8 protein-coding genes are annotated in these 16440 nt (G+C 43.6%); all 8 read left to right on the plus strand.

Translation table 11 applies throughout. The features are described from left to right. Nucleotides 1–12: 12 nt before the first annotated feature. Nucleotides 13–8088, plus strand: coding sequence for a two-partner secretion domain-containing protein (locus ACZ5XY_RS10970; RefSeq protein WP_464741622.1), 8076 nt, complete (start codon nt 13–15; stop codon nt 8086–8088). After that, the gene (locus tag ACZ5XY_RS10975; protein WP_464741624.1) at nt 8088–8696 is read left to right on the plus strand and encodes a hypothetical protein; all 609 of its coding nucleotides are present in this window, start codon (nt 8088–8090) and stop codon (nt 8694–8696) included. The genes ACZ5XY_RS10970 and ACZ5XY_RS10975 overlap by 1 nt, the downstream gene beginning before the upstream one ends. Further along, nucleotides 8651–9352 (plus strand): CdiA C-terminal domain-containing protein, encoded by a 702-nt coding sequence (locus tag ACZ5XY_RS10980; RefSeq protein WP_464741626.1) that lies wholly within the window; start codon nt 8651–8653, stop codon nt 9350–9352. The genes ACZ5XY_RS10975 and ACZ5XY_RS10980 overlap by 46 nt, the downstream gene beginning before the upstream one ends. Before the next feature lie 371 nt (nt 9353–9723). Continuing rightward, entirely contained in the window at nt 9724–9852 is a 129-nt protein-coding gene (locus tag ACZ5XY_RS10985; RefSeq protein ID WP_464743877.1) for a deaminase domain-containing protein, read from the plus strand. Between the two features lie 4 nt (nt 9853–9856). Continuing rightward, nucleotides 9857–10237 (plus strand): hypothetical protein, encoded by a 381-nt coding sequence (locus ACZ5XY_RS10990; protein ID WP_238060247.1) that lies wholly within the window; start codon nt 9857–9859, stop codon nt 10235–10237. Between the two features lie 72 nt (nt 10238–10309). Then, nucleotides 10310–13483, plus strand: a complete 3174-nt coding sequence (locus ACZ5XY_RS10995; RefSeq protein ID WP_464741628.1) for a hemagglutinin repeat-containing protein — start codon at nt 10310–10312, stop codon at nt 13481–13483. A gap of 2 nt (nt 13484–13485) precedes the next feature. Then, on the plus strand, nt 13486–13710 hold the full coding sequence (locus tag ACZ5XY_RS11000) for a hypothetical protein (RefSeq protein WP_464741630.1): 225 nt from the start codon (nt 13486–13488) through the stop codon (nt 13708–13710). Between the two features lie 201 nt (nt 13711–13911). Beyond that, on the plus strand, nt 13912–16440 hold the full coding sequence (locus tag ACZ5XY_RS11005; RefSeq protein WP_464743879.1) for a DNA/RNA non-specific endonuclease: 2529 nt from the start codon (nt 13912–13914) through the stop codon (nt 16438–16440).

The following is a 16440-nucleotide window of genomic DNA, read 5'->3' on the forward strand; positions in this document are numbered from 1 at the left end:
AAGGACATCTCCATGAACGCTCAATGCTACCGAGTTATCTTTAATAAAGCACGTGGAATGCTCATGGTGGTTTCAGAAACAGCGCGCGCTCAAGGAAAAACAAGAAATCCTGCTCAAGGTGGTAGTAACATAAGCCAAGTAGCAGGTGCTCCCCAAACCAATAGCCACTATCGCGGCGGTCGATTGATAACGCTGCGCGCGCAACTATTACTTGCCTTAGGGCTTGCCACCCTCGTGGTAAGCAGTACCGGAATCAGTCAAAACGCCCATGCCGATACCACAACCATCATCGCCGATCGTCAAGCTTTGGCCAATCAGCAAGCAGTAATTCTAAGCGCCGCAAATGGCACCACGCAAATTAATATTCAAAACCCTAGCGCCGCTGGGGTATCGCGTAACGTCTTTAGTCAATTTGATGTCGGCTCTGATGGCGCCATCATCAACAACAGCCGAAAAAACGCCCAAACCCAGCTTGCCGGATGGATTGAGGGCAACCCCTACCTTGCTCGTGGTGAAGCCCGCGTTATTTTAAATGAAGTCAACTCAAGTGACCCAAGCCGTCTTACCGGCTATACCGAAATTGCAGGCGGCAACGCTGAGCTTGTGATTGCCAACCCTGCAGGAATCAGCTGCTCAGGTTGCGGATTTATCAATGCTGCGCGAACCACACTCACCACCGGTAATGCTTTGATGGATCAAGGCAAACTTACCGGCTTTGACGTAACAGGCGGTAAGGTTCGTATTGATGGCAACGGATTAGACACTACTGGCTCTAACTACACCCAAATCATCGCTAAAACCTCTGAAATTAATGCTGCGATTTATGCCAACAATTTAGATGTCATCACCGGTAGCAATAAAGTCAGCTATGAGCCTGATGCTGCAGCCACGGTTATCACCCCAAAAAGCGCGGCCAACCTTGACAATCAAGCCACCGGCGCCGCCTTAGACGTCTCAGCGCTTGGCGGCATGTATGCCGGAAAAATACGACTGATTGGCACCGATAAAGGCCTGGGCGTCACCAACGCCGGTAGCATCGTTGCAAGCACAGGCAGCTTAAAGCTTGACAGTCATGGCAACTTGACCAATTCAGGAAGCCTGATTGCCAACCAAGGTAAGGTTGATATCGCAACTAAAGGCTTTAGCATTAATAACTTAGGAACAATTGCCAGCGCTCGTGATGCCGCCGCGCTAAATAGCAGTACCTTAACTAACAGCGGCGTGATCAGTAGCCATAGCGCCTTAAGCTTGCAGCAAACTGGCACTATCGATAACCTAGGTGAGATCTCATCTGGTAGCTTTGATATCAAGGCTAACCGCCTAAACAATAGCGGTGAATTACTGCAAACGGGCCGTGGTCAGTTGGCGATTAATACCAGCGCCTTAATGAATCAACAAGGCGGCATTATCGGTCAAAATTTATATGCTGACGCCAGTATCCCGCCCACCATCATCCCTACCAAAACGCCGCCAACAACAGCGAACAATGGCAGTACGGTTGATACCATGACCGGTAGTGCGCCCTCTGATCCTACGTCTGCGCCTGAACCGCTTCCTATAATCACTCAAGATGGCCGTATTAACACCCAAAGCTTTACCAATACCGGCCGTTTATATGCCAATAGCAACATTAACCTTGCTGCCAACACCGTGGCCAATCAAGGCAAATCAAGCTTAGCCGTCAATCGCTTAGATATGGCTAATCATGGCAGTTTCACCAATACCGACAGCCGTTTGCAGCTTGAGAACATCGATTGGCAGTTGGCAACCTTTGATAACCAAAATGGTCAGATTATAGCGACTAAAGATATTGCCATTACCTCAGCCGATCAAATGAACAACAACCAAGGCACTATAGCAGCTTTAGGTAATATTGCTCTTAACGCGCACAATCAGATTGATAACACCCAAGGCTCCATACAAGCTAACGGCACCATAACCACGCAAAGCTTAGCGTTTGATAACACAAAAGGCGTGCTTAGCAGTCAAGAAAATATCACCCTTGATAACCGTGGCAACCTGACCAACACTAAAGGTCGTATTCAAAGCGATAAAAATCTAACGATTAACGCTCAAGGCTTGAGCAATACTGATGGCACGATCATCGGCGTGAACCGCGTTGACATCAACGTCTTTGATGATATCGCCATCAATAGTAGCAGTGATGATATTCAAGCAGGCAATCTTACCTTAACGACGCAAGGCCGCTTTAGCAACAGCGGCAAATTATCTGGGCAAAATGGGCTGACCGTTCAAGCAAAGCGTATTGACAATCAAAAAGGCGCTGAGCTTATCAGTAATGGCGCCACGGTCTTAACCGCAAAAACCGATATTAACAATCAGGGACTGATTAATGGCATCAATACGTATCTAAAAGCCGATAATAACGTCAATAACAGCAGCCGCGGCCGTATCTACGGCGATCATGTCGCCATAGCAGCCGCCAGCCTAAACAACACGCCCGATAGCAAGCAGATGGCCCCCATCATTGCGGCAAGAGCGCGTCTTGATATCGGCGTCACTACCCTAAATAACAATCCCAATGAGGCACGCGCGGGTCAGTTTAATACCGATTTTAATGGTCAAGCGCGACTGCTTAGTAATGGTGATCTGCATATTGGTGGCAGCTTAGATGCCAATATGCAGGCGACAGGCCGCGCCGCTACCGTCACCAATAAAGGCGCTTCTATTGAATCTGTCGGTGATATGACCATCAGCACCGATGTCCTTCATAATGTGAATGCCGACTTTGAAAAAGAAACCGTTTTTGTTCGTAGCGATAAGGTCGTTGAGTACTCACCTGAAAATCAAACCACGAGATATAATAAAGATGATATCGAAATTTATATCCACGGCTGGAATGATGATTGGGAGCAAACATTAAGAACAGCGGATGGTGATTATAACAACTATGAAAAGTTTGAATTCGACGCCGAATTTTATAAAGATGAAACACTTAGCAGTGATGCCAGCTTAATCAGAGCCGGTGGCAATCTAAGTATTGATTCAAATTACGCTATTAATGATCATAGTTTAGTGGTTGATGGTCTCACGTTAAGTCTAAAAGATGATCCGACTCAAACCTCTCGTTTTGGCTTTCAAAACGTAGGCTCTAGGGGCAATGAAACCGTAAAACACGTCAATAGTGTTTCTTACACCTTCAAAACTGAAGATAAAACCAGACCTGACAACCCTTTTAGTAAACGTCCTTATACTTATCAGAAGGGACCTTATACGGTAGCTGATGAGAGTAAAGTCGTAAACACTTATCAGCTACCGATCTTAAATCAAAACCTAGATAAAACCGTCATTGCTCATGATGTCGAAAATGCGGTCAGCCAACAAATTACTAAAGCGCCAACCGATGAGATTCGCAGTAGCAGCGATGCGCCGACTTTACCAAACAGCAGTCTGTACGGCATCAATCCTGACAGCAAAGCCAGTTATTTAATTGAAACCGATCCTGCCTTTGCCAACTATAAAAACTGGCTGTCATCAAGCTACATGCTAGATCGGCTTCAACTTGATCCCAACCTCACCCAAAAGCGCCTAGGCGATGGCTATTATGAGCAGCAGTACATCCGTGATCAAATCATGATGCTCACTGGTCGCTATTATTTAGGAAACTATCGCGATCAGGACGCCCAATTTCAAGGATTGATGGACTCAGGACTTCTTGCCGCCCAGACCCTAAACCTACGCCCTGGCATTGCCTTAACCGCTGAACAAGTTGCAAGGCTCACCACTGACATCGTCTGGTTGGTACAACAAAATATCACCTTAGCTGATGGTAGTATCCAGCGCGTGTTAGTCCCTAAAGTCTACACCCGTCAAGCGGTCGGTCAAATTGATGGCTCTGGCAACTTAATTGCTGCCGACCGTATTGATCTGCAGCTGACGGGCAATCTTGGCAACCAAGGCAATATCGTCGGTCATCAACAGGTTAAAATCAGGGCCAACAACCTCACCAATGACAATGGCGGTCTTATCAAAGGCAACGTTGTTCAAATCAGCACTCAAAACGATTTGAATAACTTAAGCTCAGCTTTACATGCTGGCAGCGCCATGCAGCTTAACGTTGGCGGCAACTTTAACCACCAAAGCCTCACCTATAGCACCGAATCGGTTAAAGGGGCCAGCAATGGCTCGCGTACGGGCATGGCTAAGATCGCCAGTATTTATGTTGGCGATGGCTTAAAGGGTCAATCAGATACTGATGGTAACCCATTGACGACTTTCGCCGCAAGCGTTGGCGGTAACACCACTTTTAGCGGCGCTCAATTGACCAACCAAGGCGGCCGCAGCGTGATTGACAGCAAAGGGGACGTTGCTCTTAACGCCGTCAATGTCGGCTATCAAAGCCATAGTATTGGGGATACCAACAACTACTATAAGCAAGGCGAAACCCGTGATGTTGGCAGCAACCTTACAGGTAGCAGTGACATCATCGTTAAAGCGGGTAATAATGTCACCGGCACAGCCACTCAAATCAGCAGTGACACAGGCGCAGTTGGTATTATTGCTGACGGCAATATCACCTTCACTGAGGGTCGTCACACCCAAAAGCTAAGCACGGCGAGCAAAACCGTAGACAAAGGGGTCTTTAGTAAAAAGACCACCCAAAATAGCTTTGAGCATCAAAGTGACAACGCCATTGCTAGCAATATAGAAGGCAATACCGTTGCCATGCAAGCGGGTAACAATATCAGCTTAACTGGCACCAACGCCATCAGTGATCGCGGCACCAGCCTCACCGCAGGCAGCAACATTGACATTTTAGCGGCAAAGAACACCTCAAGCGAAAGCGCGTTTAATCAAACCAAAAAATCAGGACTGTTCGGCGCTAACAGCGGCATAGGCTTTACCCTCGGCCGCCAGCAAACAGATAACAGCAACGCCCAAACCACGCTTACCCATAGCGCAAGCAACATCGCTGCTCCTGACGGCAACGTTATTATCAAGGCAGGCGGCAGCTATCAGCAGACGGGAAGCAACCTGATTGCGGCAATGGGCGCTGACAGCGATAACGTGATGAGCGACCCCAATCGCGGCAACACCGTCGTTCGTGCCAAGAGTATTAACATCGATAACGCCTTAGATATCTATACCAACCAAAACCAAAGCCAATCTAAGCAAAGCGGTCTTAGCGTCTCAGTTTCAAACAGCCTTGTTGACAGTGTCAAGAGTATTGACGCGCTTGTGGATGCTGCTGGTAACACCGAAAGCGTTCGCATGAAAGGCTTGGCAAGTACCGCTGGGCTACTTAAAACCAAAGCCTTAGCTAAAGACCTTGATCGCGCAGCAAGCGCCCTACAAAGCGGCAATTTAAACGGCGTTGGCAACACCCGAATTCAAGCCACGCTTGGCAGCCAAAAGAGTCAATCAAATAGCTCAAGCTATAACGAGGTCAACCAAGCCTCAACCATCACAACCAATAACCTAGCGCTCATCGCCACAGGCGCAGGTACAGGCAGTAATATCAACATCAATGGCAGCAACCTAAACGTTACAAGCGACGCCCTCTTCCAAGCAGACAATGACTTCAACGTCAATGGCGTCGCCCAAAACAGTCAAACCCGCAGCACTAACTCAAGCTCAAGTGCCGCGATTGGTGCTTATGCGTCTACAGGAAACGGTGTCGGTATCACTGCAAACGCCAGCCGCGGCAAAGGTTATGCCAACAGCGACTCAGTGACTTATGCGGGTAGCCAAATCAACGTTGGTGGCACTACTACCTTTGATATTGGTCGTGACCTCAACATTAAAGGCGGCGTATTCAACACCGGTAGTGCCCAAGGCCAAATCCGTGGCGACGTCAACATCGAATCGCTACAAGACACCTACTCCTATGACAGCAATCAAAAAAACATAGGATTCTCGGCTGACATTGATCTAAAAGGCAAAGGCTCAAGCCTATCCATCAACGGCGGCAAAACCAATATCAACGCCGACTATAAAGCGGTGGGTCAGCAGTCTGGCCTCTTTACCAAAGATGGCGGTATTGATCTAATTGTTGACGGTAAAACCACGCTCATAGGTGGTGCGATTACCACCACCGAAGCGGCACAACAGGCTGGACGTAATAACTACACCAGTCTTGGTGGTATTACCACGCAAGACATTGAGAACACCAGCCGCTATAAAGGCGATGCCCTCTTAGTTGGTCTCAGTCTAGGCAACACCACGGGCAAACCGCAAGCCAACATGAATGGTTTGGGCTATGGCACAGACAGTGATAATCAAACCAGTATCACCCGTTCAGGTATCACAGGAATTGCGGGAAATAGTGGTATCACGACTGATAACCGTGCTGAGTATGCAGGCATCCTTGAGAATAGCTTTGATGTTCAAAGGGTCAATGAGGAGCTGGCAGCGCAGACGCAGATTACCCAAGCCTTTGATCAAGAACGGCGGAAGGTTAAAACGAAGCTTAATGCTAAAGAACAAAAACTGCGTAAAGATGCAGAATACCAAGGGCAGCTAGGTAATACCACCGCTCGCGATCAGCTTATCGAACAAGCGGATAACGTCCAAAATCAAGCCTTATTGTTTGATGCTATCTCTGGCGCTATCTATGGCCCGAACAGTAATGGCGCAACAGGATATGTGGCAAAAGCCGTAAGTCCGTATGTCGCCAATCAAATTGGCACTTATTTCAAGACAAACGAAGCCATCAATAGCATAGATGGCGGTACTCGATCAGAGCAAGGAAGCGCCGCTCATCTGCTCGCCCACACCCTACTAGGGGCTGCGGTAAGCTATGCCACAGGAAATGATACGCTGACAGGAGGGTTGTCTGCAGGGGCAGGAGAAGCTAGCGCACCCCTGTTATCTAAATATCTGTATGGCACTGACAAGCCTAGCGAGCTCACCGCTGAACAAAAAGATACCGTGAGCGCTATCACCAGTATAGTCGGTGCCACTATTGGTGCCACGACAGGTAATGCCAGTGATGCCGCCAATGCCGCTGAAACAAACAAGGTTGCGGTTGAGGATAATTACTACTATGCGGATCTCAAAAATATTCGTAAAGCGTCAAAAAAAGAGGTAGAAAGAATATATAACCTTCAAAAAAGCTCATTTGATGGTAAATGCAAAACTGCAGGCGGTGACTGCAACGACGTTATCCAAAAAATGATAAATTTTGCTGAAAATCCCTATGTCAAATCGGAGTACGGAAACTTAAGAAGTCAAACCCTTGCTAAACTAAAAAGTAATCCTGAGTTAGTGATTACTTACTTTGATAGCTTATCTTACAAATTTAATGCGAAAGATAAAAGTATATTGAACCGTTATATCAAGCCAACTTTAGAAGCTGGTGGTGGCGCTATAGGAGCCGTAGGGTCTGTAGGCGGTGCAGTTTATGCTTGTGGTCAAACCGTTGGCATTGGATGTTATGCTGCGACAGTAGCAGGCTCCGCGGGTCTAACCAGCTCTACTGACCACCTAGTCACTGGCACCAAAAACTTTGGCAAACCTTTAAGCAAGCAAGATCCAACTCAGATCGTTCAAACGTTAAAAGGACTGGGATTATCTAATGAAGCGGCGCAAACCCTGCAATTTGGTATAGATGTCCTTGGCACGGGTGGCGTAGGTTTCGGCGTTCGGCCTGTTACAAAAGCTGGGAAGTTTGCAACACCTAGTACTAACGTTGCTAAAAATACAGAAACCTATTTTCGTATAGAAGGGGGTGGATCGAGAACGCAAACTAGTCAAAACCGTATAACTGTCAACAGTGATGGAACTATAAGCATCAATTCAGGCTGCGCAGGTCAATTATGTGTTAGTACAAAAGGAGCTGATCATGCAACATACTATCTTACAAAAAAGAGAGCAGGAGGTAATGTTGTAGTTTTTGAGTTAAATAAAGATTTGCATGATTTTATTATGAAAGAAGCTGTTGCTCAAAATCCCCGCTACAGACCTGTAGGTAGTGATCCTAATGCCCCTAAAATCGTAGATCCTACTAAATCTGGGAACAGCACAGCCCTAGAGTTACCAAAGATTTGGGATTCTTTGATTCAAGAAAACTCTTCTAAGGCAAGAGTTCTGACTCAAGAGCAGTATCTGAAGGAGTTTAAAAAATAATGTTTATATTAAGTGAAGAAATAATTGAAGACTTATGGCTAAACGAAAGAGCTATCGCTTATTTCGTTTGCAACAATAAAAGCTATTGGGTTTTAGATTACAAATATAATTATCAGTTAAATCAAGAAATTGAGGCTAAAGCTTTGCTCGATAAAGGTTTTATTACTTTAGAAGTATTTAAAAATGGTTTGAAAACCTCAAGAGGCGGTATATCCAAATTAAATAGAGATAATTTTTATCAATATTTAGCATTAAAAGATACAATATCTCTAGAACGTTCTGATCTAAATGAAATTATGCATCATAGCTTCTCTTCAAAACATTTAAACTATATTTATTCTAATCTTGAATATAACTTATCCCAAAATAATGAAATTGAAGATAATATTTTTTATGAAATTAATAAGATAAAATCACGGCTTCCAAGATATTATATTAACTTCGATCGTCGAATATATTTACATACCGATTATGATTTAAGTCCTGAAAGTTCAGTTTCTCAGGATAGTTGGATAGCGAAAGATGGAGACTTTAGCTATTACATTTCAGATAAAGACGTTTATTGGATTTTAGAAAATCAAAACTTTTGGAAAGCTATGTACTTATAGGCATATCTAAAGAAGAGTCAAAACAGATACAAAAAAGAGATATCAGAGATGCTAACGCTCTTGCAGCTATTGGATCTAGCCCTATTGCAGCGAGTACTTATGGGATTGCGAAAATTACAGGCGCGAGCGATAAGACAGCTGAAAATTTTGCTATAGGAACAGGATTGGTTACCAATACTTTGGGTAATGCGGTTACTGGAAAGGTCGCTGTAGATGGTCAAATTACCTTGATTAAAAACGCACCTGTAGGCAGACTTACGGGACGACCTGCTAATCTTCCTTCTAAAGGAGACGAGTCACACTATAGAAGTATAGTAAGAGAAAATGAATCAGCAAGTAGATTAGTTGTGAATGGATATAATGTTGAGCAAAATCCTAAAGTATCAGGAAATAAGGATCCTGATTATAAAATCAATGGTTACATATATGACAACATGGCTCCAAGTACGTCCAATATAAGAAATATTTGGGATGCAGCGAAGGTCAAGGTTGATAAAGGACAGGCTCCAAACATAGTGGTTACTTTAGTAGATAGCAATGCCAGTACTAAGTCTGTCGTTGATCAGTTTAGAAATTATCCAATTCGAGGCATGGGTAATTTAATTATTATCGACAAAACAGGTCGAGTTATTGACTTTGGTCGCAAGGAGAAATAAATGTCTATAAATTTGTTTTGCTATACTGAGTTAAGCTGTGAAAAAGCCACACTACTTAATAAAGAGATTTCTAAAGACGCTTTGTTTTTAAATGAGCATTTCTTGATATATAAAGTAGATAAATATTGCGACTCGCTTAGAGACATAGGTATATTTATAGATGATTATAATCCTGTTTGTTATTTTCTAATTTACCTAAAAAATAAGTCGAAAGGTGAGGAGTTGAGATATGTTTCAAACTTAATTTATAACGTTTACAATAAAAACATTCTTATATTGTATGAGAATGAAATTATTTGGAACAAACCTTGTGAATAGTGTTGTAGCTCAGCTAAATAAGTACTAGTACAAAGGGTGCTATTAACTTATTCATTGAAAGAGCACCTTGCCTTAGCTGCTCTATGAATATTAGTCAGTTTAAACAAAGATATCCTAACATACAGCTCAATATTATAGACAGCGGTGGTAACTTATATACACCCAAGAATGCAGGAAGATAAGTTTATGAAAAAAGTAAGTTTCACAGAGATTAGGCATAGTGTATTTGATAGCTTTTATTCACATTTAATTTCTAAACCAGAAGCAAGTTTACCTTATGATAAGCTGTTAGATTATGTCATGTATGATTTTGAATGCGGTTTTTCAAGAGTAGAAGTGTTTATAGTAGACCTTATAATATACATACTTTGTAGTGATTTCGAGGTAGCACAAGAGTTATCAAAAATAGTTAAAAAAAGACTATTAGCTCAAATTGAATCTAAAGATTTCGAACACCTCATTCAGCAAGTTTTGAAAGGCGACGATGATAGGACAGACTTACTTTCTGCTCTTCATATGACTGGTCTTATATCCCCAGAAAGAATGTTTAGTTTACTTGATAATTAGGTGAGAAAGCCTAGTCTGAGCATTTAGCCCAGCAACCTCATCACCGGAATGGGTACTGACAGCGATCACGTGATGAGCGACCCCAATCGCGGCAACACCGTCATTCGTGCCAAGAGTATTAACATCGATAACGCCTTAGATATCTATACCAACCAAAACCAAAGCAAATCTAAACAAAGCGGTCTTAGCGTCTCAGTTTCAAACAGCCTAATAGACAACGCTCAAAGCATCAGCAGCCTTATTGATGCGGCAAAAAACACCGAAAGCGTTCGCATGAAAGGCTTGGCAAGTACCGCTGGGCTACTTAAAACCAAAGCCTTAGCCAAAGACCTTGATCGCGCAGCAAGCGCCCTACAAAGCGGTAATTTAAGCGGTGTTGGCAACACCCGAATTCAAGCGACCCTTGGCAGCCAAAAGAGTCAATCAACATCAAGCAGCTATAGCGAGGTCAACCAAGCCTCAACCATCACCACGGGTAACCTAGCCCTTATTGCCACAGGTGCTGGCACTGATAGCAACATTAATATCAACGGCAGTAATCTAAACGTCACAAGCGACGCCCTCTTCCAAGCAGACAATGACTTTAACGTTAATGGCGTCGCCCAAAACAGTCAAACCCGTAGCAATAATAAAAGCTCAAGCGCCGCGATTGGCGCGTTTGCCTCAACCAATGCAGGTCAAGGCGTAAGTTATGGTATGACCGCCAATGCCAGCCGCGGCAAAGGTTATGCCAACAGCGACTCAGTGACTTATGCGGGTAGCCAAATCAACGTTGGTGGCACTACTACCTTTGATATTGGTCGTGACCTCAACATTAAAGGCGGCGTATTCAACACCGGTAGTGCCCAAGGCCAAATCCGTGGCGACGTCAACATCGAATCGCTACAAGACACCTACTCCTATGACAGCAATCAAAAAAACATAGGATTCTCGGCTGACATTGATCTAAAAGGCAAAGGCTCAAGCCTATCCATCAACGGCGGCAAAACCAATATCAACGCCGACTATAAAGCGGTGGGTCAGCAGTCTGGCCTCTTTACCAAAGATGGCGGTATTGATCTAATTGTTGACGGTAAAACCACGCTCATAGGCGGTGCGATTACCACCACGGATAAAGCGCTACAAGCGGGTTTAAACAATTACGTCAGCAAAGGTGGTATTACCACGCAAGACATTGAGAACACCAGCCGCTATAAAGGCGATGCCCTCTTAGTTGGTCTCAGTCTAGGCAACACCACGGGTAAACCGCAAGCCAACATGAATGGTTTGGGCTATGGCACAGACAGTGATAATCAAACCAGTATCACCCGTTCAGGTATCACAGGAATTGCGGGAAATAGTGGTATCACGACTGATAACCGCGCTGAGTATGCAGGCATCCTTGAGAATGGGTTTGATGCCAATCGTGTGAATGAAGAGCTGGCAGCGCAGACGCAGATTACCCAAGAGTTTGGCAAAGAAGCACCAAAGGCGGTAGCTGAGTTCTCACAAAACCGCATTAATGCCATCAAAGCCGATCCTAGTTTGAGTGTTAATGAAAAGTTAGTAGCGATTGAAAAATGGGATGAAGGCGGTGTTTATCGAGTTGCTGCTCATACGGCACTTGGTGCCTTGGGAACGGGCAGTTTAGAGGGTGCACTCACGACAGGTGGCGTTGCTGCCGCGGCGCCAACGCTTAACGATGTACAAGCTAAACTAGCTGGTGCACTGATAGACAAAGGCATGAGTGAAGATATCGCTAATGGCACAGCAAGTGGCGTCATTAGTCTAACTTTACTAGGCGCAGGCAGTGCCGCTGGACTTGATACGTCAAGTACGATGACTGCTGTCAATGTGGATGCGAATAATAGGCAGTTGCATCCGAGTGAAATCCAATTCATTTTAGATAAAGACCGTGTCAAACGCTTTGCAGGTATGTATGGACTAACAGAGGAAGAGGCAAAGAGAGAACTGCTTAGAACAGCGGTTGGATTTCATGACTATAAATGGTCAAAGGCTATTGATTGGCAGGACTTACCAACCGATGGCACTTACTCAGATGGCACTCCTATAAGAAGAGCTTTCCATTTTCTTTGGGATGAAGCTAATACAGCTGGTAAGCGGGAAATGTTTACGTTCAATAAAGAAAAGTATAATGATCCTTTTATCAACTTAAACGCTCTCTTTACAGCGTATAAAGATGGAGATCTTAATGTAATTGACTACGTTAATAATATAGCAGTTCCTGTAGACAATCAATTGGCTCAGCAGTTGTATAGGCAAGGTCAGGAAGCTGGTTATGTTAGTGCAGGCGAAGGCGCAAATATAGGAACTGATTTAAGAACCATTCTTGAAGGTCTAAAGCAAGCACCTGGCTACATGTATGACTCCGTTATAAGTGATGAGGTCGGACCTATAGATTCTGCAAAAATGAAAATGTACTACGACAGACTCTTAAGGCTACAAGGTAATTATTATGATGCTGGCTATATATCAGAAAAAGAATTCGCTGAAGCGCAACGTCTATATTGGGCAGGTGAAATGCTTGGTACAGCAGGTGGCGCTGCTGTTGGTCAGGCTGGAAAGTTAGTAGGTAAATTAAACACACCTAACGGCAATAAAGTTGATATTGATAATGCTCAACGCATTGAGAATAATGTTAATACGGATAACAATGCTTTAGATAATTCTATGCAAAGGGAGCTCTTTTGGGACGAACCAACGGTTGTAAGAAACTCAGAAGTTATGCGTGGGTTAATGGCACAAAATAAAGTTGATTTGAAAAACGGTATTACAATAGACGACTTATATACTGATATCTATCAAACATCTAAAGATTATCGTCCAGAGCCTACTAGTTATTTGAACCCACAATATATTAGTAAATGGAATGAATCTTGGAACGAAGGCGCGGTACGCTTCACAAGTAAGTCTAATGTAAATTTATACGGGACTATAGGAGCTAAAGATGGATTTGTTCTTCCAAAACTTGAATTTGATAGGCTTATGAATGAATCTGGCGGTAATTTAGAATATGTAGAACAAAAACTGAGTCTACCTAAAGGCTATTTATCAAATAGTGACACTGTTGCTTATCACATACCTAACAATCAGAGTAGTTTTAATATTAAAATCCCTTCAGGCAACGAAGGAGGAGCAAACTCCCAATGGCTTCCTGGCGGAAAAACAGCAAACGGAACAATCGAGGGAGTACTAGATATGTCAAATAATGAACTTAAATTTAGTGAAATGATAATTAGGAATTAAATATGAAAAATCCTTACTATACTATTTCTAATATCGTATTAACAAATAATCCCCATTCAAAATCTTATCGTCTGATCCAAGACGATGATAACTATATAATAAGCTTTATTTCAGGTGAACTAGCAGGTAGAGAAAAATTTGTAAGAGTTACCGAAGAAGAATTTAATAAGTTAAAAAATGAAGAAATAACATTAAGCGACTTATTAAAAAAGTATAATACAGGCTAATTTTAACAATATAGCATGTAGATAGCGTGAGAAAAAGTAAGCTTAAAAGCTCAATTTTTATCCAAAGCAACATCAAAAGGTTGCTGGTTTTTTAAAACCGCTTGAGCGATGGATAGCGTCAAAGATGTCACCACCAACTAAAATGATAGCGCAGGATATGACCTACTTGACGGCAATTTAAGCGGCGTTGGCAACACCCGAATTCAAGCGACCCTTGGCTCGCAAAAGAGCCAATCAAATAATAAAAGCTATAACGAGGTCAACCAAGCCTCAACCATCACCACCAATAACCTTGCGCTGATTGCCACAGGCGGTCGCGACAGTAATATCAACATCAATGGCAGCAACCTAAATGTCACAAGCGACGCCCTCTTCCAAGCGGACAATGACTTTAACGTCAATGGCGTCGCCCAAAACAGTAGCACCCGCAGCACTAACTCAAGCTCAAGTGCCGCGATTGGTGGGTTTGCGGATACTAGCGGCAGTGTCGGCATTACCGCTAATGCCAGCCGCGGCAAAGGTTATGCCAACAGCGACTCCGTGACTTATGCCAACACTCAAGTCAACGTTGGCGGCACCAGCAGCTTTGACATTGGTCGTGACCTCAACATTAAAGGCGGCGTATTCAACACCGGTAGTGCCCAAGGTCAAATTCGTGGCGACGTCAACATCGAATCGCTACAAGACACCTACTCCTATAACAGTAATCAAAAGAATGCAGGCTTTAGTGCTGATCTTGACATGACTGGCGGCAAAGGCTCAAGCCTATCCATCAACGGCGGCAAAACCAATATCAACGCCGACTATAAAGCGGTAGGCGAGCAGTCTGGCATCTTTACCAAAGATGGCGGTATTGATCTGACTGTTGACGGTAAAACCACGCTCATAGGCGGCGCGATTACCACCACGGATAAGGCGCTACAAGCGGGTTTAAACAATTACGTCAGCAAAGGTGGTATTACCACCCAAGACATTGAGAACACCAGCAGCTACAAAGGCGATGCCCTCTTAGTTGGTCTCAGTCTAGGCAACACCACAGGCAAACCGCAAGCCAACATGAATGGTTTGGGCTACGGCACAGACAGTGATAATCAAACCAGTATCACCCGTTCAGGTATCACAGGAATTGCGGGAAATAGTGGGATCACGACTGATAACCGTGCTGAGTATGCAGGCATCCTTGAGAATAGCTTTGATGCCAACCGTATCAATGAGGAGCTGGCAGCGCAGACGCAGATTACCCAAGCCTTTGATCAAGAACGGCGGAAAGTTAAAACGAAGCTTAATGAAAATGAGAAAAAATATCGAGATGCTGCTAAATTGCAAGAAGCATTAGGCAATTACAAAGCAAGAGATATGCTTTTACAACAAGCGGATCAAGTCCAACAAAAAGCCTTATTGTTTGATGGCATCACAGGGGCGCTATATGGACCAAATACCAATGGCGCTACAGGTTATGTGGCTAAGGCAATAAGCCCACAAGTTGCTTATCAAATTGGACAATACTTTAAACACAATGAAGCCCAAAACAAAGAAAATCAAAGTACAGAACTTGCTGGTGTTAACAGTCCAGAGCACTTATTAGCCCATGCTATATTAGGGGCAGCGGTGAGTGCTGCTACAGGTAACAATGCGTTGACAGGAGGGTTGTCTGCAGGGGCAGGAGAAGCAATAGCGACAATACTATCTAAGTATGTTTATGAAGTGGATAACCCAAGTGATCTGACCGCTGAGCAAAAGGACACTATTAGTAATATTGCTACCTTGACAGGCGCTGTTATTGGTTCAACCACTGGTAATATAACTGATGCGGTCAATTCGGGTGAAACCGCTAAAGTGGCGGTTGAGGATAATCATGATTCTGACCTACGTGTAGGGATGAAACGTAAGTCTAATGCTGAGCTTGCTGAAGAAACAAAAAAAATGAATGAGGGGCTTATTGGAAGCTTTGTAAATAAAAATCAAAAATACATTCTAATTGGTACAGATTTTCTTCCGATCGTTGGTGACATCAAAGGGTTTCATGAAGCAGAAACCTTTGGGGATTATATCTTTGCCTCTGCAGCTTTAATACCAATCTTAGGAGACGGAGCAAAAACTGCTTATAAAGCTGCAAAAGCTTCAGGTGATTTGCAAGCTATGAAGAATGTCTTGCAGCAATCAGTTAATACCTTACAATCTAAAGGCTTAGCAACCCAAGCATCAGGAGCTACCCTTATTCAAATGTCCAATAAGGGTAAAGACGTTAAGCCTGTAATAAATGTCCCAGCAGGCTCAAAAGGTAATTGGGATAAATCTATAAATAAGCCAACATTTGAGTCGAATAAGAAATATAAGTTATCAAATGGACATAGCTATCACACCGATAGTGTGGGTCGAGTGAATAAGGTTGAAGGTCAACTATCTTTGAATAAGATGGATAGAAACAAAAATCAGCAAAGAAAGGCAGGTAAAGCAGAAAATGCTACTGGTGACGATGGCGGACATTTAATTGCAAGTACATTAGGCGGTGCAGGTGATAGAATAAATATGGTACCGCAAGCCAGTACATTGAATCGAGGTGACTGGAAGAGGATGGAAAACTTTGCAAGAAAAGAGCTTGAGGCTGGTAAAAATGTTTCAATTAAAGTTGATCTAAAATACCCTAGCTCGAACTCAAAAAGACCTAATGAATTCAATGTTATGATTAACGTTGATGGTAAAATAACACCTTTCAAATTCAATCAATAA

It is taken from the genome of Psychrobacter sp. GTC18467 (assembly GCF_055397455.1).

Excerpts from the sequence above, each read along its gene's own strand:
- ACZ5XY_RS10995 (WP_464741628.1), top strand. The coding sequence starts at position 10,310 with ATGAGCGACCCCAATCGCGGCAACACCGTCATTCGTGCCAAGAGTATT.
- ACZ5XY_RS10970 (WP_464741622.1), top strand. The coding sequence starts at position 13 with ATGAACGCTCAATGCTACCGAGTTATCTTTAATAAAGCACGTGGAATG.
- ACZ5XY_RS11000 (WP_464741630.1), top strand. The coding sequence starts at position 13,486 with ATGAAAAATCCTTACTATACTATTTCTAATATCGTATTAACAAATAAT.
- ACZ5XY_RS10975 (WP_464741624.1), top strand. The coding sequence starts at position 8,088 with ATGTTTATATTAAGTGAAGAAATAATTGAAGACTTATGGCTAAACGAA.
- ACZ5XY_RS10990 (WP_238060247.1), top strand. The coding sequence starts at position 9,857 with ATGAAAAAAGTAAGTTTCACAGAGATTAGGCATAGTGTATTTGATAGC.